Source organism: Streptomyces sp. NPDC091682 (assembly GCF_044756625.1).
In the GTDB taxonomy this organism is placed as follows: Bacteria; Actinomycetota; Actinomycetes; order Streptomycetales; family Streptomycetaceae; genus Streptomyces.
Genome location: NZ_JBIVTH010000007.1, coordinates 196,218 through 213,889, shown reverse-complemented (window position 1 = coordinate 213,889; position 17,672 = coordinate 196,218). Strand labels below are relative to the sequence as shown.

At 72.2% G+C, this 17,672-nt stretch carries 15 protein-coding genes and 2 pseudogenes; 6 read left to right on the top strand and 11 right to left on the bottom strand.

All coding sequences use genetic code 11. The annotated features are described in order from the left end of the window. Positions 1 to 142 precede the first annotated feature (142 nt). Positions 143 to 1,411 (bottom strand): annotated as a pseudogene (locus ACIQK6_RS18315) (nucleobase:cation symporter-2 family protein); the annotation flags it as partial. Between the two features lie 612 nt (positions 1,412 to 2,023). Next, entirely contained in the window at positions 2,024 to 2,719 is a 696-nt protein-coding gene (locus tag ACIQK6_RS18310; RefSeq protein ID WP_329102187.1) for a TerB family tellurite resistance protein, read from the bottom strand. 171 nt (positions 2,720 to 2,890) lie between these two features. Here ACIQK6_RS18310 and ACIQK6_RS18305 point away from each other — a divergent pair, with 171 nt between their 5' ends. Further along, a complete protein-coding gene (locus ACIQK6_RS18305) occupies positions 2,891 to 3,649 on the top strand; it encodes an SDR family NAD(P)-dependent oxidoreductase (protein WP_329102185.1) in 759 nt (252 codons plus the stop codon). A gap of 102 nt (positions 3,650 to 3,751) precedes the next feature. Here ACIQK6_RS18305 and leuA read toward each other — a convergent pair whose 3' ends face one another. After that, positions 3,752 to 5,515: a 2-isopropylmalate synthase gene (gene leuA, locus ACIQK6_RS18300; RefSeq protein ID WP_329102183.1), complete on the bottom strand. Its 1,764-nt coding sequence runs from the start codon at positions 5,513 to 5,515 to the stop codon at positions 3,752 to 3,754. A gap of 366 nt (positions 5,516 to 5,881) precedes the next feature. Here leuA and ACIQK6_RS18295 point away from each other — a divergent pair, with 366 nt between their 5' ends. The 4 genes from ACIQK6_RS18295 (at position 5,882) to ACIQK6_RS18280 (ending at position 8,894) form a co-directional block, all read left to right on the top strand. Then, on the top strand, positions 5,882 to 6,958 hold the full coding sequence (locus tag ACIQK6_RS18295; RefSeq protein WP_329102182.1) for a M4 family metallopeptidase: 1,077 nt from the start codon (positions 5,882 to 5,884) through the stop codon (positions 6,956 to 6,958). A 9-nt stretch (positions 6,959 to 6,967) separates the two neighbouring features. After that, positions 6,968 to 7,237: a protealysin inhibitor emfourin gene (locus tag ACIQK6_RS18290; protein ID WP_329102180.1), complete on the top strand. Its 270-nt coding sequence runs from the start codon at positions 6,968 to 6,970 to the stop codon at positions 7,235 to 7,237. Between the two features lie 51 nt (positions 7,238 to 7,288). Beyond that, positions 7,289 to 8,107, top strand: a complete 819-nt coding sequence (locus ACIQK6_RS18285) for a GNAT family N-acetyltransferase (protein WP_329102177.1) — start codon at positions 7,289 to 7,291, stop codon at positions 8,105 to 8,107. Between the two features lie 115 nt (positions 8,108 to 8,222). Beyond that, complete coding sequence (locus ACIQK6_RS18280) at positions 8,223 to 8,894, top strand: SAM-dependent methyltransferase (RefSeq protein ID WP_402695088.1); 672 nt, start codon at positions 8,223 to 8,225, stop codon at positions 8,892 to 8,894. Between the two features lie 107 nt (positions 8,895 to 9,001). On the opposite strand, the gene era is transcribed toward ACIQK6_RS18280, so the two are convergent. The 4 genes and pseudogenes from era to ACIQK6_RS18260 form a co-directional block, all read right to left on the bottom strand. Beyond that, positions 9,002 to 9,952: a GTPase Era gene (era, locus tag ACIQK6_RS18275; RefSeq protein WP_030384631.1), complete on the bottom strand. Its 951-nt coding sequence runs from the start codon at positions 9,950 to 9,952 to the stop codon at positions 9,002 to 9,004. A 495-nt stretch (positions 9,953 to 10,447) separates the two neighbouring features. Continuing rightward, positions 10,448 to 10,759: pseudogene (locus tag ACIQK6_RS18270) on the bottom strand (WxL protein peptidoglycan domain-containing protein); the annotation flags it as partial. Positions 10,760 to 11,001: 242 nt separating this feature from the next. After that, positions 11,002 to 12,300: a beta-xylosidase gene (locus ACIQK6_RS18265; protein WP_402695141.1), complete on the bottom strand. Its 1,299-nt coding sequence runs from the start codon at positions 12,298 to 12,300 to the stop codon at positions 11,002 to 11,004. A 117-nt stretch (positions 12,301 to 12,417) separates the two neighbouring features. Continuing rightward, positions 12,418 to 13,473, bottom strand: a complete 1,056-nt coding sequence (locus tag ACIQK6_RS18260) for a helix-turn-helix domain-containing protein (protein WP_329102173.1) — start codon at positions 13,471 to 13,473, stop codon at positions 12,418 to 12,420. A 71-nt stretch (positions 13,474 to 13,544) separates the two neighbouring features. Here ACIQK6_RS18260 and ACIQK6_RS18255 point away from each other — a divergent pair, with 71 nt between their 5' ends. After that, complete coding sequence (locus tag ACIQK6_RS18255; RefSeq protein ID WP_329102172.1) at positions 13,545 to 14,873, top strand: MFS transporter; 1,329 nt, start codon at positions 13,545 to 13,547, stop codon at positions 14,871 to 14,873. A gap of 205 nt (positions 14,874 to 15,078) precedes the next feature. On the opposite strand, the gene ACIQK6_RS18250 is transcribed toward ACIQK6_RS18255, so the two are convergent. The 4 genes from ACIQK6_RS18250 to ybeY all read right to left on the bottom strand — a co-directional run bounded on the left by ACIQK6_RS18250 (position 15,079) and on the right by ybeY (position 17,661). Next, positions 15,079 to 15,435, bottom strand: coding sequence for a cytidine deaminase (locus tag ACIQK6_RS18250; RefSeq protein WP_329102170.1), 357 nt, complete (start codon positions 15,433 to 15,435; stop codon positions 15,079 to 15,081). A 68-nt stretch (positions 15,436 to 15,503) separates the two neighbouring features. Beyond that, positions 15,504 to 15,866 (bottom strand): MmcQ/YjbR family DNA-binding protein, encoded by a 363-nt coding sequence (locus ACIQK6_RS18245; protein ID WP_329102168.1) that lies wholly within the window; start codon positions 15,864 to 15,866, stop codon positions 15,504 to 15,506. Beyond that, a complete protein-coding gene (locus ACIQK6_RS18240) occupies positions 15,863 to 17,167 on the bottom strand; it encodes a hemolysin family protein (protein ID WP_402695087.1) in 1,305 nt (434 codons plus the stop codon). The genes ACIQK6_RS18245 and ACIQK6_RS18240 overlap by 4 nt, the downstream gene beginning before the upstream one ends. Next, positions 17,164 to 17,661: an rRNA maturation RNase YbeY gene (gene ybeY / locus ACIQK6_RS18235; protein WP_266596591.1), complete on the bottom strand. Its 498-nt coding sequence runs from the start codon at positions 17,659 to 17,661 to the stop codon at positions 17,164 to 17,166. Before ybeY ends, ACIQK6_RS18240 begins: the two co-directional genes overlap by 4 nt. Positions 17,662 to 17,672 lie beyond the last annotated feature (11 nt).

Genomic DNA, 17,672 nt, shown 5'->3' with positions numbered 1-17,672 from the left:
TGCCGAGGACTCCTCGCCCGCCGTCGGCTGGACGGGCAGTTCGACCTTGGGGGCGTCGTGGGCGCCGTCCTTGCCCAGGCCGTTGAAGACCGATGGCGGCCGTGGCACCGAGCGTCACACCGCTGTTGAGGAGCGAGGACAGGTCCGGGTCCATGTGCTTGGTGAAGAAGACCGGGACGGTCGCGGGGAGCAGGGCGAAGGCGAGGGAGACGCCGACGATCAGCGCGTTCTTCTCCTCCTTCAGGTCCACCTTGGCCAGGGTCTGGATGCCGGCCAGGGCGACCATGGCGAACATGACGGTCGCGGCGCCGCCGAGGACCCCGTGCGGGACGGCGGCGACGATCGCGGCGGCCTTGGGCAGCAGACCCAAGGCGATCATGAAGACACCCGCGGCGACCACCACGAACCGGCTCTTCACCTTCGTCATCCGCACCAGGCCGACGTTCTCGGCGAAGGCCACGTACGGGAAGGAGTTGAGGACACCGCCGAGCGCGGTCGCGGCGCCGTCGGCGCGCAGGGCGCGGGCCACGGTCTCGCTGTCGACCTCCTTGCCGACGATGTCGCCGACGGCGTAGGTGTCACCGGTCGTCTCGACCATGGTGATCAGCATGACGATGAGCATCAGGACGATCGGGAACCACTCGAACTTCGGGGCACCGAAGTGGAAGGGGGTGGTGACGCCGATCCACTCGGACTTGCTCACGTCCCCGAACTTCGCGTCGCCGAGCAGGAAGGCGACGGTGGTGCCGACGACCAGGCCGAGGAGGATCGAGATGCTGGAGAGGAACGGCTTGCCGATCTTCATCAGGATGAGGATGAAGAGCATCGTGCCGCCGGCGTAGGCGAAGTTCTTCGGGTCTCCGAAGTCGGGGCTGCCGAGGCCGCCGGCGGCGTCGTTGAGACCGACCGGGATCAGGACGATGCCCAGCACGGTGATCACCGTGCCGGTGACGACCGGCGGGAACAGCCGCATCACGGTCCGGAACGCCTTGGCCGGGAGCCAGGCGAAGGCGAAGGTGGCGATACCGGCGGTGATCACCGCGCCGTAGATGACCAGCAGGGCGGCGGTGCCGCCGCCGGCGCCGAGACCGATGGCGATCATCGGCGAGACGGCGGTGAAGGTCACGCCCTGGATCAGCGGCAGGCGCGCACCGATCCGGCCGATGCCCCAGGCCTGGATGATCGAGGCGATGCCGCAGGTGAAGAGGTCCGCGTTGATCAGGTAGACCAGCTGTTCAGGGCTCAGCTTCAGCGCGTTGCCGACGATGATCGGAACGATCACCGCGCCGGCGTAGAAGGCGAGTACGTGCTGGAAGCCGTACAGCGCGAGCTTGGGGAGGGGGAGCACCTCGTCGACCGGGTGCGTGCTCTGCTCTCCGTCGGTGGAAAGCCGGGCGGCGACACGTGCCATCTCAGCCTTGCCCTTCAAGGTAGGTAAGTGAGAGGAGATCTGGTTGTCCCTGGGGCGCAGTGGGTCGCTAACCCGTTGGTACGCCGGGGTTGTCAGTGCATTCACGGTGGAGCGAATGGAAGCCGCGCTGTGTTAACGGCGCCGTCTTGTCGTGTGACCGGAATTGAACGCCTGTGGGTGGCCTCACACATATCGTCGACTTCGACAAACTGTTGACGTCCAGGCCTGCTCGATCTGTAGGTTTCTCCAGTGGTGCGGCGCTCTCGACAGGGGTATGCGCACAACGGTGCGGGGCCGGATCTTCCCCCGGCGCACCCGTGAAGCACCTGCCCCATGACGTGCGGATACCAGGTTTGCAGCCCTTCGGACGGGCAAACTCGAAGGCGCCGTTCCGGCCGTCCGACTGGTGGACACATCGGGCACGGGGCTTGCGCCTGCACCCTTCACACGGCGTTCACGCGTCCCGAAACGGGCCCTGCGAGGCCGGATCGTTACGCCACGGAAGGCCGTTTTGGGCGGAACGGGCCCGTCCGGAGTCCACGGGTCGGACACGAGCGGCCCTGCGCGATGAATTCGCACAGGGCCGCTCGTGTGAGATCCGTGGAACGCCCCTCAGGGAGCGCGCACCGCCGACAGCAGTCGGGTCACCTCGTCCGTGTCGATCCGCAGCGCCGAACCGACCGTCGCGAGCACCTCGCGCTCGGCCGGGGTGTACGGGCCGTCCGCGAGCGCGATGCGGGCCCCCTGGAGCAGGATCGATTCGCGACCCGGGCCGGCCAGGTGCGGGGCCAGCGGTTCCAGGGCCTCGTGGAGCTCTATCGACAGCGCGGCCCCGCAACACTCCGGGACGTCGTACAGCCCCTGCCGGCCCTCGTCCGTGGACAGCGCGTCCACGAGGGACTCCAGCTGCTCCTCGGTGCACTCCTGGAAGCCCGCGGCCCGTACGGCGCCCACGGCGGCCTCCAGCGCGCCGCGCGAGGCCGTTCCGCCCGCGGTGAGCACGGCCAGCGCCACGGTGTGCACGGCGTCGCGCAGGAGGGCCGTGAAGCGGGTCGTGGTGAGGTGGTCCAGGACGTCGGTGGCGAAGCGCGCACGGCAGCCCTGGCACTCGATGACGGGCCCGGCCTGCCCGCGGGGCAGCAGCGGCACCCCGAGGACGGTGAACCGGCGCCGCCCGGTCCGCCTGCGGTAATTGCGGTCGCCACCGCAGGCGGGGCAGAAGAACTCCCCGTCCCCCACGGTGCTCCAGGTGGTACGGGTGCCCCAGACCGTCAGCTTCCGGCCGTCCCCACCCCGAACTGGCAGCACGTCGCACCTCCGTAACCTTCCGGCAACATCGCCGGGTGGGCGTGATGTTAGCCACATCGGTGAGGATGCGTCAGTCGTGTGACAAGACAACATGTGCCGGGCCCCGGACTTGGCCGGTCTGCGTCCCCGGCGTCCCCCCGCCTCCTCCCCGCTCCCTCTAGGGTTCGCCGCATGAACGAGAAGTCCTGTCTGGTCACCGGCGCCGCGAGCGGGATCGGCCGGGCCACCGCCCGGCTGTTGGCCCGCTCCGGGGCCCGGGTGACCGCGGCCGACATCAATGGCCCCGGGGTCGAGGCCCTGCGTACGGAACTGGCCGACGAGGGGTGTGCGATCACCGCGGTCGCCGGTGACGTCTCCGATCCGGAGGCCAACCGCGCGATGGTCGCGGCCGCCGTCGGGGCGTACGGGCGCCTCGACGTGGCCGTGGCGAACGCCGGGGTGCTCCCCCTCTCCGACGTCCGCGAGACCAGCCCCGAGGACTGGGACCACGTCATGGCGGTCGACGGCCGCGGCATGTTCTTGACCTGCAAGTACGCCATCGAGGCGATGACCGCGCAGCCGCGCCCCGGCGGGGCCCTGGTCTGCGTGTCCTCGATCTCGGGAGTGGCCGGGCAGGCCCGCCAGGCCGCGTACGGACCCGCGAAGTTCGTGGCCTCCGGGCTGACGAAGCACCTCGCGGTGGAGTGGGCCGCACACGGGATCCGGGTCAACGCGGTGGCACCGGGAACCATCCGTACGGAGCGGGTGATCGCGCTGAAGGACGAGCCGGGCGGTCCGGAGTACCTGTCGGAGATCGCGGGGGCGCACCCCATGGGCCGGCTCGGGGAGCCCGAGGAGGTGGCCCGCGTCATCGCCTTCCTGGCCTCGGACGCGGCCTCGTTCGTGACGGGCGTGGTCCTGCCGGTGGACGGCGGCTACCTGGCCCGCTGAGGGCCCGCCCGCGCCCCCGCGCCGGCGCGCCATCCGGCCGGCGCGGGGACGGCGGAACCCCGCCCCCTCCGGAGGGGAGGGAGCGGGGTCGCGTACGGGGGGTCAGCGGCCCGCGCGGTTGACGGCGGAGATGACCGCCTTCAGGGAGGCGCGGGTGGTGTTGGCGTCGATGCCGATGCCCCACAGGACGCGGCCGTCGATCGCGCACTCGATGTACGAGGCGGCCACGGCCGAGGCGCCCTCGCTCATGGTGTGCTCGGTGTAGTCCAGCAGGCGGGCGTCGACGCCGATGCCGGCCAGCGCGTCGAAGAAGGCCGAGATCGGACCGTTGCCGGTGCCGTCCAGGACCGTCTCCACACCGTCCACGACCGCCTCGACGGTCAGCGTGTCCGTGCCGTCCTTGTCGGTGGCCGTCGAACCCGACCGCAGCTGGATGCGTCCCCACGGGTTGTCGGAGTTGGGCAGGTACTCGTCGGAGAAGACGTCCCAGATCGCCTTCGGCGTGACCTCGCCGCCCTCGGCGTCGGTCTTGGCCTGGATGATCCGGGAGAACTCGATCTGCATGCGGCGCGGCAGATCCAGCTTGTGGTCGTTCTTCAGGACGTACGCGATGCCGCCCTTGCCGGACTGAGAGTTGACCCGGATGACCGCCTCGTAGGAGCGGCCGACGTCCTTCGGGTCGATCGGCAGGTACGGAACGGCCCACTCGATGTCGTCGACCGTCTTGCCCTGGGCGGCCGCGTCGGCCTCCATCGCGTCGAAGCCCTTCTTGATGGCGTCCTGGTGGGAGCCGGAGAAGGCGGTGTAGACCAGGTCGCCCGCGTAGGGGTGGCGCGGGTGGACCTCCATCTGGTTGCAGTACTCGCTGGTGCGACGGATCTCGTCGATCTGCGAGAAGTCGATCTGCGGGTCGATGCCCTGGGAGAACAGGTTCATTCCCAGGGTGATCAGGTCGACGTTGCCGGTGCGCTCGCCCTGCCCGAACAGACAGCCCTCGATGCGGTCGGCGCCGGCCATCAGGGCGAGCTCGGCGGCGGCGACGGCGGTGCCGCGGTCGTTGTGCGGGTGCACGGAGATGCAGACGTGCTCGCGGCGGGTCAGGTTGCGGGCCATCCACTCGAAGCGGTCCGCGTGCGTGGACGGCGTCGAGCGCTCCACGGTGGCGGGCAGGTTCAGGATGATCTCGCGGCCCTCGGCCGGCTGCCAGACGTCACAGACGGCCTCGCAGACCTCCAGGGCGAAGTCCAGCTCGGTGTCGGTGAAGATCTCCGGGCTGTACTGGTAGCCGAAGGTGGTCTCCGGGCCCAGCAGCTTGTCCGCGTACTCCATGACCAGGCGGGTGCCGTCGACGGCGATCTGCTTGATCTGCTCCTTGGAGCCGCGGAAGACCACCCGGCGGAAGGTCGGGGCGGTCGCGTTGTACAGGTGTACGGTGGCGCGCTTCGCACCGACCAGGGACTCCACGGTCCGCTCGATCAGGTCCTCGCGGGCCTGGGTCAGTACGGAGATGGTGACGTCGTCCGGGATCGCGCCCTCTTCGATGATGGAGCGCACGAAGGCGAAGTCGGTCTCGCCGGAGGAGGGGAAGCCGACCTCGATCTCCTTGTAGCCCATGCGCACCAGCAGGTCGAACATCTCGCGCTTGCGGGCGGGGGTCATCGGGTCGATCAGCGACTGGTTGCCGTCGCGCAGGTCGGTGGAGAGCCAGCGGGGAGCCTTGGTGACGCGGGCGTTCGGCCAGGTGCGGTCGGGGATCTCCACCTGCTCGTACGAGCCGTACTTGTGGATCGGCATCCCGGAGGACTTCTGGGTGTGGGTCGCGTTGGTGATGGGCGTGGGGCGACCGACAAAAGGCTGCTGGCTCATGGCGTTGGGCTCCTCGCGTGTCCGCGTGTAGTTCGCTGGGACGGCCGACGGCGGTAGTGAAAACCGCAACACCAAACTCCGCGGGGAGGGGGTCGGCCTACGACTACAGACCCTCGCCGCGGCAGCTAAGGAGAAGCAGCCCGAAACGCATGATGGGCCGAGCCTAGCCGAGCCGCGCCGTGACGCGAGGACCTGTTTCAGTATGCAAGACCAGAGCGTCCGATTTGCACCAAATGTGAGCCAAGCCTCCTTCATCCCGCCCGGGTCCGGTTGTTCCGTCAACCCGGCGTTACCGCTTTCAGACAAGTGAATGAATCATGGTCGCAGGTAGTGACACCACCATGACCCACTGCCACATTGCCGGGCATGGATGCCTCCCACACCCACCGCCACCACCCCGTCTTCTGCACGGTCGTCCCGCCGCACCTCCTCGACAAGGCCGCCCTGTCCGAGGACTCCCGCCGCGCCGACCTCGCCCAGCGCACGCTGGAGCGCGACTCCATGCTGCGCACCCGGCGCCGGGTCACCGCCGTCCGCGGGATCGTCCCCGTGCTCGCCGCGCCGACCTCCGACGATCCGGACCGGACCGTCTACGACGCCCAGCACCGCACCCGGCTGCCCGGGGCGAAGGTCCGCGGGGAGGGCGACCCGCTGAGCAAGGACGCCACCGTCAACCGCGCCTACGCGGGCCTCGGGGCGACGTACGAACTCTTCCTGAAGGGTTTCGGCCGGCGCTCGATCGACGACTCCGGGCTCCCCCTGGACGCGACCGTCCACTACGGCGAGGAGTACAACAACGCGTTCTGGGACGGCCAGCAGATGGTCTTCGGCGACGGGGACGGGGACCTCTTCCTCGACTTCACCGTGTCGGTGGACGTCATCGGCCACGAGCTGACCCACGGCGTCACCCAGTACACGGCGAACCTGGTCTACCGCGGCCAGTCGGGCGCCCTGAACGAGTCGATGTCGGACGTCTTCGGCTCGCTGATCAAGCAGTACTCGCTGGAGCAGACGGCCGAGGAGGCCGACTGGCTGATCGGGGCCGGGCTGCTCGGCCCCAACGTCACCGGGGTCGCACTGCGCTCGATGAAGGCCCCGGGCACCGCGTACGACGACGACGAGCTGGGCAAGGACCCGCAGCCGGCCACGATGGACGGCTACGTGAACACCCACAGCGACAACGGCGGCGTCCACATCAACTCCGGCATCCCCAACCACGCCTTCTACATCGTGGCGACCGAGCTGGGCGGCAAGGCCTGGGAGCGGGCCGGACGGATCTGGTACGACACCCTGACCGGCGGCGACCTCACCCCCCGGGCGAACTTCGCGGACTTCGCCCGGCTCTCGACCGCGGCGGCCGTGACCCGGTACGGGGCCGGCGGCGCCGAGCACCAGGCGCTCCAGAAGGCGTGGTCCGCGGTGGGTGTCCCGCTCGCGGGGTAGAGGGCACCCATGCGCATTCAGGTGGTACGGACGGGCGGCTTCGCGGGCATCGAGCGCCGGGCCGAGGTGGACACCGCGGGCCGGCCGGACGAGGACGAGTGGAAGGCCCTGGCCCAGCTCGCGCTGCGGCCCGGGCCGCCGGGCGACCCTGCGGACCGGGTACGGGACGGCTTCTCCTACCGGATCACCGTGGACGGGCGGACGCTGGCCTGCGCGGAGCCGAACCTCTCCGACGCCCAGCGGGCGCTGATCTCGCGCGTGCTGAAGGAGGGCGCCTGAGCGGTCCGGAAAGGAGGTGCCCGCGCGGCGCCCCTTTGTTTGGATGACCGGATGACCGACCACATGATCGACCCGACGTTGTCCGAGCTCGAGCGGTACTACGACACGGTGCCGCGGGTGGGCGGGGCCCGCGCCGAGGACTTCGGCCCCCTGACCCTGTTCGTCCAGGAGGGCGCGGGCTGGCCGTACTACGCGCGGCCCGCGCTCGGCGGCCCCGGGGCAACCCGGGCCGACGTGGAGCGGGTCTGGCAGCGCCAGCGGGAGCTGAAGGTCCCCGAGGCCTTCGAGTGGGTGGCCGAAACCAGCCCCTCGCTCCGGGCCGCGGTGGAGGCGGCGGGGCTCCACGTCCACGCCCACCCGCTGATGGTCCTGGACCCGGCGGCCGAGGCCCTTCCCCCGCACCCCGAAGTCCGTCTGCTCGACGCCGACGACCCGCTGCTCACCGCCGCCGTGACGGTCCCGGCCCTGGCCTTCGCGGCCCCGGGAACGGCGGTCGGCGAGGCGGGCCCGGCGGAACTGGCGGCGGCGCTGACGGACCCGGCGGCCGAGGCGGGCCGGGCCCGCGTGGCCGAGAAGCTGGCCGCGGGCAGCACGGTCCTGGCCGCGGCCGTACGGGACGGGGTGGTGCTCTGCGCGGGCCAGTACAACCCGGTCGGGGACGTCGTGGAGGTGGTGGGCGTCGGCACCCTCCCGTCGGCCCGCCGCCAGGGCCTGGCCCTCGGGGTCACGGCCGCCCTGGTCGCACGGGCCCGGGAGCGCGGGGCCCGTACGGTCTTCCTGTCGGCGGGCGACGAGGACGTGGCCCGCGTCTACGCCCGCATCGGCTTCCGCCGGGTGGCCACGGCCCTGATCGCCGAGCCGCCGGCGTAATGCGCCCGCGCGGTCGCCAGATTCCTCTTTTGCCGGGTCGGCAACAAAGTTTGCCGCACTTCGCCGGACGGGCGGAGCATCTGCCGTACCGGCACCCGGACGGGAAGAGGAAGCCATGACCGAGCACGCGCACACCCACACGCACGCCCACCACCACCCCGAGCCCGGAGCGGTGGCGGGCGAGGAGTTCTGGGACGGCCGGTACGGGGAGGGCCACCGCATCTGGAGCGGCGAGGCCAACGCCATGCTGGTGCACGAGGTGTCCGCCCTCGCCCCGGGCCGGGCCCTGGACCTGGGGTGCGGGGAGGGCGCCGACGCCGTCTGGCTGGCCCGCCGCGGATGGACGGTCACCGGGACCGACATCTCCGGGGTCGCCCTCGGCCGGGCGACCGAGCACGCGGCGGAGGCCGGGGTCAGCGACCGCGTCTCCTTCGCACGGCACGACCTGACGGAGTCCTTCCCGCAGGGGGAGTTCGACCTCGTCTCCGCGTGCTTCCTGCACAACTACGGGGACTTCCCCCGTGACGCGGTCCTGCGCACGGCCGCCGCGGCCGTGGCCCCCGGCGGCACCCTGCTGGTGGTCGGCCACGCGGGCTGGGCGCCGTGGCAGAAGGAGCGGGAGGAGGCGCACTTCCCCACGCCCGAGGAGGTCCTCGCGCAGCTGGAGCCGGTCACGGCGGGCTGGGAGGTGCTGCGGGCCGAGGAGACCGAGCGGATCCAGAACCAGCCCGACGGAACGCCCGGGACCCGTACGGACAACGTGGTCCGGGTGCGCCGGCCCGCATAGCGTGACGGAACGACGGTAGGACGGAACGACGGGCTGAACGGCGAACGGACGCGGCCCCGGTGCGGGGGTCGCGTCCGTTCGTCGTCGCCGGGTGCGCGGTCCGCGCCTCAGAAACCGAGCTTGCGCAGCTGCTTGGGGTCCCGCTGCCAGTCCTTGGCGACCTTCACGTGCAGGTCGAGGAAGACCGGGGTGCCGAGCAGCGCCTCGATGTGCTTGCGCGACTTCATCCCGACCTCCTTCAGGCGGGAGCCCTTCGGGCCGATGATGATGCCCTTCTGGCTCGGCCGCTCGATGTAGACGTTGGCGTGGATGTCGAGCAGCGGCCGGTCCGCCGGACGGTTCTCGCGCGGGATCATCTCTTCGACGACCACGGCGATGGAGTGCGGGAGCTCGTCCCGTACGCCCTCCAGTGCGGCCTCGCGGATCAGCTCCGCGACCATGACCATCTCGGGCTCGTCGGTGAGGTCGCCCTCCGGGTACAGCGGCGGGCTCTCCGGCAGCAGCGGCGCGATCAGGTCGGCCAGCAGCTGGACCTGGGTGTCGCCGACGGCCGAGACGGGAACGATCTCGGCCCACTCGAAGCCGAGCTCGGCGCCGAGCTGGTGCACGGCGAGGAGCTGCTCGGCCAGCTGCTTGGACTCGACCAGGTCGGTCTTGGTGATGATGGCGATCTTGGGGGTCTTCTTGATCCCCGCCAGCTCCTTGGCGATGAACTTGTCGCCGGGGCCGAGCTTCTGGTCGGCCGGCAGGCAGAAACCGATGACGTCGACCTCGGCCCAGGTGGTCCGTACGACGTCGTTGAGGCGCTCGCCGAGCAGGGTGCGCGGCTTGTGCAGGCCGGGCGTGTCCACGAGGACGAGCTGCGCGTCGGGGCGGTGCACGATGCCGCGAACGGTGTGGCGGGTGGTCTGCGGCCGGTTGGAGGTGATCGCGACCTTGGTGCCCACGAGTGCGTTGGTGAGGGTCGACTTCCCCGCGTTGGGGCGGCCGACGAAGCAGGCGAACCCCGCACGGTGCGGGGCGGTGGACTCGGGGGAACGATCGCTCATACGGGCCATTCTCCCCGATGCGGCTCCCAGCGCCGACCAGATCACTGCGGCAAGAGCCGGCACGGCCATCGGCGAGGGCCGCCGGACCAGGTCCGCACGGCCCTGAGCTGTGGTTCCGTCGGCCCGGGCGCGCACCGTGACCTCGGCCCATTCCGCTCTCGGCGCGCCCTCCCAACGGGCGCTGAGCCGTACTTCCTGACCCGGCAGCAGTTCGGCGGGCAGCCCGCCGAGCGCGCGGGCGAGGAGCGGGCGGCCGAGGGCTCCGGTGGCGGTGAGGGCGGCCCGGGGGCGGAGGGTGACGTTGCCGGTGTTGCGGAGCGTGTACGCGACGTCCGCGGCGGAGCCGCGCCGGTTCACGGTGACCCCCAGGACGGTGAGGTCGGGGGCGGTGGGGCCGGTCACCCGCAGGTACAGCCGGTCGGCGACGGCCTGCTGCACGCCGATCCCCCGGCCGGTGTCGGCCTCGGCGGCCGGCCGTTCCTCCAGGGCCACGACGGCGCCGGGGTGGTCCCCCGGTTCCGCCCGGTCGGGGACGGTGAGGGTGAAGCGGACGGCGACCGACGAGCGGGCCGCTACGGTGACCCGCTCCCGATCGAGCCTCGCCCACGCGGCGGTGGCCAGCCGCGGCTCGTCGGGGCCGCGCAGGGCGAAGCCGCCGTCGCGGGCGGTGTTGTAGGCATCGGCGGCGTACAGCCGGAAGGTGCGGGGCCGGTCGGTGCGGTTGGTGAGGGTAACGGCGTCCTCGACGGACTGGCCGGGCGCGGCGGCGAGGTAGAAGGAGGGCCGCTGCCCGACGGTGTTCGCGACGGGCGACACGGACCACTGCCCGTCGTCCGCGGACTCGGCCGGCGCGGCGAGCAGGAGGACGAGCCCGGCGGCGACGAGCAGGGCTGCCGCTGCGCGGAGCCCGTCCCCCGCCCCGCCCCTTCCCGAAACCGGGCTCCGGAAAATCCAGCCTCGTCGGCGTTTGAGGCGCGGGGTCCGCGGCGGAGCCCCGATCTTGAAGCCCCGCCAGGGGGCGCCTCCCAGCGGTAGCTGGGGAAGGGTGAGGCGCCGCGTCACGACAGGGTCAGCGTCAGGACCGCCGTGTACGCACCCGGCGGGGTGTACGGCGGCACCGTGAGGGTGACCGTGGCATCGATCGTGAAGGTGCCGCCGACCAGCGGTGCGTCGGGGGTGGAGGCGAGCACCGCCCCGTCGGCCCCGACCACGCCCGCGCTGCCCGGCGTACAGACGCTGCGGCTCCCCCCGGCCGCCGCGCACCTCGGGGTCCAGGACAGGGAGGCGCCCGGGATGCGGATCCCGCCGGGTCCGGTGAAGTCGGTGACCTTGCCGATCAGGGTCCAGCCGGCCGGGCCGCCGCGGGCGTCGGTGACGGTCACCGTCCCGATCCGGCCGGGGGCGGCGCCACCGTCGCCGTACGGGACGGCGCCCAGGGTGATGTCCTCGCCGGCCTGGGTCATGCCCAGGACTCCCGGCTCGACGGTGGCCATGACCTTCTGCGTGGTGGCGGAGGGCGGCGCCGGAGCCGCGTCGATGACCGTGTACGCGGCCGGGCCCGAGCCCTGGCGCGCCGACCAGGCAGCGCCCTCGTAGGCGATCACCGCCGTGGTGGCCTTGTCCGTGACCGGCAGCTCGACCAGGGCCGTACCCAGCTCGTCGGCGGTGGCGCTCACCCGGTCGGCGGTCTCGGCGGCGCCTGCCCGGCCGGCCACCGTAACGGCCGCGCCCGGCGGAAAGCCGGCGGCGGTGACCTTGACCTTGGCGCCCGGCCCGCCCCGGGCCGCGCCGAGGAAGACGCTGCGCAGGTTGGCCGTCGGCAGTCCGGTCGCGGCCAGGCGGGCGGAGACGGGGGCGGCGGACGCTGCATCAGCGGTGCAGGTGGTGTCGAGGTCAAGCAAGTGGCTGGTGTGCAGCGTGTAGCCGCCCGGGGCGAGCGTGGTCTCGCCGGGCGCGGTGACGGTGAACGTGCCGGTCATCGTGACGGCAGGGAGGGCCGCGCCCGCCGGAACGGGGTCGTTCCGCTTGGCCCCGACCACGGTGACCTCGCCGCTCTGGGCGCCCGCCAGCAGGATCCGGCCGGTCGGGGTCAACACGTCGGCGGGGAGCTCGCCGCCGACCGGGTTGACGGCGGGGGTCCGGACCACCTGGTAGGTCACGGTGACGGTGTCACCGACCTGCGGGGCCGGATCGTCGACGGTGATCCGCGCGGTGGTCGGCCCGTCCGCGGACGGGAGCCCGGCCTCCTGGGGCGCCGGGCAGTGGGTCGGGAAGTCCACCTGGCCCGGAGGCGTCTCCCCCTCGGCCGCGGCGGGTGCGCCGAGCGCGCCCCCGGTCGTGGCCACCAGCACGGCCATGCCCACGGCCGCCGGCCATCTCCGCTTCCGCGCCCCGATTCGCACTGCCCGCCCCTTAAGGTCCCGCGCGCCCGAGCCCGGCGCAGGGGGCCATTCACGAGCGGGGGGCGGGAGAAGTCAATGCGCGGGCCCGGCAATAACTGATGGCCCATCAGGAGATGGCAGGTTGCCCGTCCCACCGGCCGCGCGGAAGGTGCGGCGGTAGGCCGTCGGGCTCACCCCCAGCGCCGCCTGCACGTGCTTGCGCAGCGACTGGGCCGTACCGAAGCCGCTGTCCCGCGCCACGTGCTCCATCGGCAGCTCCGTCTGCTCCAGCAGCTGCCGGGCCCGTTCCACCCGCCGGCCGACGATCCACTGGCCGGGGCTGACGCCCGACTCCTCGCGGAACCGGCGCGTGAAGGTCCGTACCGACATGGCCTCCTGGCGGGCCAGGTCCGTCAGTCGGAGCGGTTCGTGCAGCCGGTCCAGCACCCAGGCCCGGGCCGCCGTGGTGGTGGCGAGCTGCGGCTCCGGCATCGGGCGCGCGATGAACTGCGCCTGCCCGCCCTCCCGGTGGGGCGGCACGACGGTCCGCCGGGCCACCTCGTTGGCGACGGCCGCGCCGTGGTCGCGGCGCACGATGTGCAGGCACAGGTCGACACCGGCGGCGACTCCGGCCGAGGTCAGCACGTCCCCGTCGTCGGTGTAGAGCACGTCCGGGTCGACCCGGACGGCCGGGAAGAGCCGCTGGAAGTGCTCGGCGCAGGCCCAGTGGGTGGTGGCGGGACGCCCGTCGAGGAACCCGGCCGCGGCCAGCACGTACCCGCCCGTGCAGATGGAGACGAGCCGGGTGCCGGGCCGGATGTGCGCCAGCGCCGCCGCGAGCTCGTCGGTCAGCCGGCCCTCCTCGTGCACCGGGCCCAGCTCGTACGAGGCCGGCACCACCACCGTGTCGGCGGTGGCCAGCAGTTCCGGGCCGTGCTCGACGTGGATCGCGAAGTCTGCGTCCGTGCGCACCGGCCCCGGGGCGAGCCCGCAGGTGAGGATCTCGTACAGCGGCTGCCCGGCCGAACTCTTGGCGCGCCCGAAGATCCTGTGCGGGATGCCGAGCTCGAAGGGCAGCAGCCCGGTGAGGGCGAGGACGACCACCCGGTGCGCCATCTTCTCCGACTTCTCCGACTTCTCCGGCTCCATGGCCCGATCGTAGCGAAGCATGACAGTCAAGCCACTTTCAGGCGATCCCCAGATGGCCGAATGCTGTCGACGTGCCCCAGACAGCCCCCGCCCCCGCCTCCGCCCCCGCCCCCGCGGACCGCCGCTCCCCGCAGCGGCCCGCCCGCGTCCACCGCGCCTGGTTCGTCGCCGCCGTCGCCTTCGTGACGATCATCGGCGCGGCCGGCTTCGCCTCCCTGCCCGGACTGCTCATCGAGCCGCTGCACGCCGAGTTCGACTGGTCGCGCGGGACCATCGGCCTCGCCGTCTCCGTCAACCTCGCGCTGTACGGGCTCACCGCCCCCTTCGCCGCGGCCCTGATGGACCGTTTCGGCATCCGGCGGGTCGTGGCCCTGGCCCTGCTCGTCATCGCCTCGGGCTCGCTGGCCACGGTGTGGATGACCGAGCCCTGGCAGCTCGTGCTGTTCTGGGGCGTCCTCGTGGGGTTGGGCAGCGGCTCCATGGCCCTGGCCTTCGCGGCGACGGTGACGGGCCGCTGGTTCACCGCCCGGCGCGGCCTGGTCACCGGCATCCTGACCGCGGCCGGGGCCTCCGGCCAGCTGGTCTTCCTGCCGCTGCTGGCCTGGCTGGTCGACCAGCACGGCTGGCGCCCGGCGACGGTGACGGTCTCCCTGGCAGCCCTGGCCGTCGCCCCCTTCGCGTGGCTGCTGATGCGCGACCACCCGGCGGACGTGGGACTCGCGCCGTACGGCGGCACGTACGTGCAGAAGCCGGCACCGGTCCCGGGAGCTGCCCGGCGCGCGCTGCGGGTGCTCTTCGACGCGGCCCGCACCGGCCCGTTCTGGCTACTGGCGGGCACCTTCGCGATCTGCGGGGCCTCGACCAACGGCCTGGTCAAGACCCACTTCGTGCCCGCCGCCCACGACCACGGCATGCCGGTGACGGCTGCGGCGGGGCTGCTGGCGGTGGTCGGCGTGTTCGACGTGATCGGCACGGTGGCCTCGGGTTGGTTCACGGACCGCTTCGACTCGCGGCGGCTGCTGGCCGTCTACTACGCCCTGCGCGGGATCTCGCTGCTCTTCCTGCCGATGCTGCTGGCACCGTCGGTGCGGCCGCCGCTGCTGTTCTTCATCGTCTTCTACGGCCTGGACTGGGTCGCGACCGTTCCGCCCACGATCGCCCTGTGCCGCGAGCACTACGGGGACGACGGCGCGATCGTCTTCGGCTGGGTCCTGGCCTCGCACCAGATCGGCGCGGCCGCGGTGGCCTTCCTGGGCGGCCTGACCCGCGACCTCACCGGCTCGTACGACACCGTCTGGTACGCCTCGGGCGCGCTGTGCGCGATGGCCGCCCTGATGTCGATGACCCTCCGCCGCAGGCCCCCGACGGCCCCCGCCGAATCCAGCCCCGCCGGCGTTTGAGGCGCGGGGTCTGGGCGGAGCCCCAGGAAACCCGGCCCCGCCGGGCACCGGGCTCCGCCCGGACCCTCCCCCAGCTACCGCTGGGAGGTGCCCACCCTGCTCAAACGCCGGCGGGGCTGGAGATGCCCGGCCAGGGGCGAACGGCCCGGCGGCCGGGATGGGCCGGCAGGGGTGCGGAGGGTTCGTCGGCCGCCCCGCCGGGAGGCTAGGGGCCGGCCGGGGTGGTGGACTTCAGGGTGCCGTCCGGGGCCGCCAGCAGGACCGGGGTGTCCGGGCCGCCGAGGTCGCGGACGGCCGCGCGGTCGGCCTCGGCCGGAGTGTCGGCCGTGCTGACGACGGCCGCGGCCTCCAGGGACCGCGCACCGCTCGCCACCGCCATCGCGACCGCGGTCTGCAGTGCGCTCAGCTTGAGGGAGTCGAGCTCCACCGTCCCGGCGACGTACGTGCGGCCCGTCTCGTCCCGCACCGCCGCCCCCTCGGGCACCGCGTTGCGGGCCCGGGCGCTGCGCGCCAGCGTGATGATCTTGCTGTCCTCGGGGTCGATCCCGGTGCTGTCGGTCATGGGCGAAAGCATAGGGAGGCGCCCCGCGCCCCCGCACGACCACCCCGCCGCCGGGGCGGGGGCCAGCGCTACGGCCGGTCCAGCCGCAGCCGCTCCGCCCTCGGCAGACCCGCGACCACCAGGTCGTACGAGTCCTCCACCAACTCCCGCACCAGCCGCTCCGGCAGGCCGCCCGGCCCGCCCACGGTCACCGTGTTCCAGTGCCGCTTGTTCATGTGGTAGCCCGGCACGATCGCCTCGTGCTCCTCGCGCAGCCGCACCGCCAGCTCCGGATCGCACTTGAGGTTGACCTTGAGCGGCGCCGCGTCCAGCGCCGACAGCGCGAACACCTTGCCCAGCACCTTGAACACCGAGGTCTCCGGGGTGAAGGGGAACTCCTCCACCGCCGCGTTGAAGCCCAGGCAGAACGCGCGCAGTTGCTCCGGGGTCATTCCCCCTCCTCCCCCGCGGACTCCGCCGCGGCCACCGGTTCGACCAGGACCGTCACGATCTTGTTCCGCCGGCCCGCCGGGGATTCGGCGGTCAGCCGCAGCGGACGCCCGTCGGGCAGTTCCACCACCGAGGAGGCGCCCGCGATCGGCACCCGCCCGAGCGCCTTCGCCAGCAGTCCGCCGACCGTCTCCACGTCCTCGTCGTCGAAGGCCTCGACCTTGAACAGCTCACCGAGGTCGGTGATGTCCAGGCGCGCGGTGACCCGGTAGCGGTCCTCGCCGAGGTCCTCGACCGGCGGGAGCTCCCGGTCGTACTCGTCGGTGATCTCTCCGACGATCTCTTCGAGGATGTCCTCGATGGTGACGATGCCGGCCGTGCCGCCGTACTCGTCGATGACGACGGCCACGTGGTTGCGCACCTGCTGCATCTCGCGCAGCAGATCGCCCGCGTTCTTGGTGTCCGGTACGAAGACGGCCGCCCGCATCGCGGTCGATACCAGGTCGGCCTCGGCCTCCCGGCTGATGTGCGTCTTGCGGACGAGGTCCTTCAGGTAGACGATCCCGACTATGTCGTCCTCGTTGTCCCCGGTCACCGGGATGCGGGAGAAACCGGACCGCAGCGCGAGCGTGGTCGCCTGACGGACCGTCTTGTACCGCTCGATGCAGACGAGGTCGGTGCGCGGCACCATCACCTCGCGCACCAGCGTGTCGCCGAGCTCGAAGACCTGGTGCACCATGCGGCGCTCGTCGTCCTCGATCAGCGATTCCTTCTCCGCGAGGTCCACCATCGCGCGCAGCTCGGCCTCGGAGGCGAAGGGCCCCTTGCGGAAGCCCTTCCCGGGCGTGAGCGCGTTGCCGATGAGGATCAGCAGCTGCGGGATCGGCCCCATGATCCGGGCCAGCGGCACGAGGACGTACGCGGCCGCGGTCGCCGTGTTCAGCGGGTGCTGGCGGCCGATCGTGCGCGGGGAAACGCCCACGGCGACGAAGGAGACGAGCACCATGACGGCGATGGCCACGAGCAGCGCGGTCCAGTTCTCGCCGAACTCGTCGAGGCAGACGTAGGTGACGAGCACCCCGGCCGCCATCTCGCACGTGACCCGGACGAGCAGGGCCACGTTGAGGTAGCGGGTGGGGTCGCCGGCGACCTGGGCGAGCTTCTCGCTCCCGCGCCGGCCCTCCCGTACGGCCTGCTCGGCCCGGAAGCTGGAGATGCGGGCGATGCCGGACTCGGCGCAGGCCGCGAACCAGGCCACCACCACCAGCAGCACCGCCCCGGTGATCAGCTGGGGGGCGTTCACGAGACGGTCGGAGCCGGGGACGGACCGGTGATGCCGCGCTCGCCGCGCCAGCCGTCGACGATCGCTGCCTGGAGGCCGAACATCTCGGCCTTCTCGTCCGGCTCCTCGTGGTCGTAGCCGAGCAGGTGCAGCACTCCGTGGACGGTCAGGAGCTGGAGCTCCTCGTCCATGGAGTGCTGCGTCGGGGCTTCCTCGCCCTGCCGCTTGGCGACCTCGGGGCAGAGCACGATGTCACCGAGGAGCCCCTGCGGGGGTTCCTCGTCGTCCTTGGTCGGCGGACGGAGCTCGTCCATCGGGAAGGACATGACGTCGGTCGGACCGGGCAGATCCATCCACTGGATGTGGAGCTGCTCCATGGCGTCCTCGTCGATGACGATGACGGAGAGCTCGGAGAGCGGGTGGATCCGCATCCGGGTGAGCGCGTAGCGGGCGATGTCGAGGATCGCCTGCTCGTCGACCTCGGTTCCGGACTCGTTGTTGACGTCGATCGACATGGTGCGCTGGG

Excerpts from the sequence above, each read along its gene's own strand:
- ACIQK6_RS18305 (WP_329102185.1), top strand. The coding sequence starts at position 2,891 with ATGAACGAGAAGTCCTGTCTGGTCACCGGCGCCGCGAGCGGGATCGGC.
- leuA (WP_329102183.1), bottom strand. The coding sequence starts at position 5,515 with ATGAGCCAGCAGCCTTTTGTCGGTCGCCCCACGCCCATCACCAACGCG.
- ACIQK6_RS18295 (WP_329102182.1), top strand. The coding sequence starts at position 5,882 with ATGGATGCCTCCCACACCCACCGCCACCACCCCGTCTTCTGCACGGTC.
- ACIQK6_RS18290 (WP_329102180.1), top strand. The coding sequence starts at position 6,968 with ATGCGCATTCAGGTGGTACGGACGGGCGGCTTCGCGGGCATCGAGCGC.
- ACIQK6_RS18285 (WP_329102177.1), top strand. The coding sequence starts at position 7,289 with ATGACCGACCACATGATCGACCCGACGTTGTCCGAGCTCGAGCGGTAC.
- ACIQK6_RS18280 (WP_402695088.1), top strand. The coding sequence starts at position 8,223 with ATGACCGAGCACGCGCACACCCACACGCACGCCCACCACCACCCCGAG.
- era (WP_030384631.1), bottom strand. The coding sequence starts at position 9,952 with ATGGCCCGTATGAGCGATCGTTCCCCCGAGTCCACCGCCCCGCACCGT.
- ACIQK6_RS18265 (WP_402695141.1), bottom strand. The coding sequence starts at position 12,300 with ATGGCCGTGCTGGTGGCCACGACCGGGGGCGCGCTCGGCGCACCCGCC.
- ACIQK6_RS18260 (WP_329102173.1), bottom strand. The coding sequence starts at position 13,473 with ATGGAGCCGGAGAAGTCGGAGAAGTCGGAGAAGATGGCGCACCGGGTG.
- ACIQK6_RS18250 (WP_329102170.1), bottom strand. The coding sequence starts at position 15,435 with ATGACCGACAGCACCGGGATCGACCCCGAGGACAGCAAGATCATCACG.
- ACIQK6_RS18245 (WP_329102168.1), bottom strand. The coding sequence starts at position 15,866 with ATGACCCCGGAGCAACTGCGCGCGTTCTGCCTGGGCTTCAACGCGGCG.
- ybeY (WP_266596591.1), bottom strand. The coding sequence starts at position 17,661 with ATGTCGATCGACGTCAACAACGAGTCCGGAACCGAGGTCGACGAGCAG.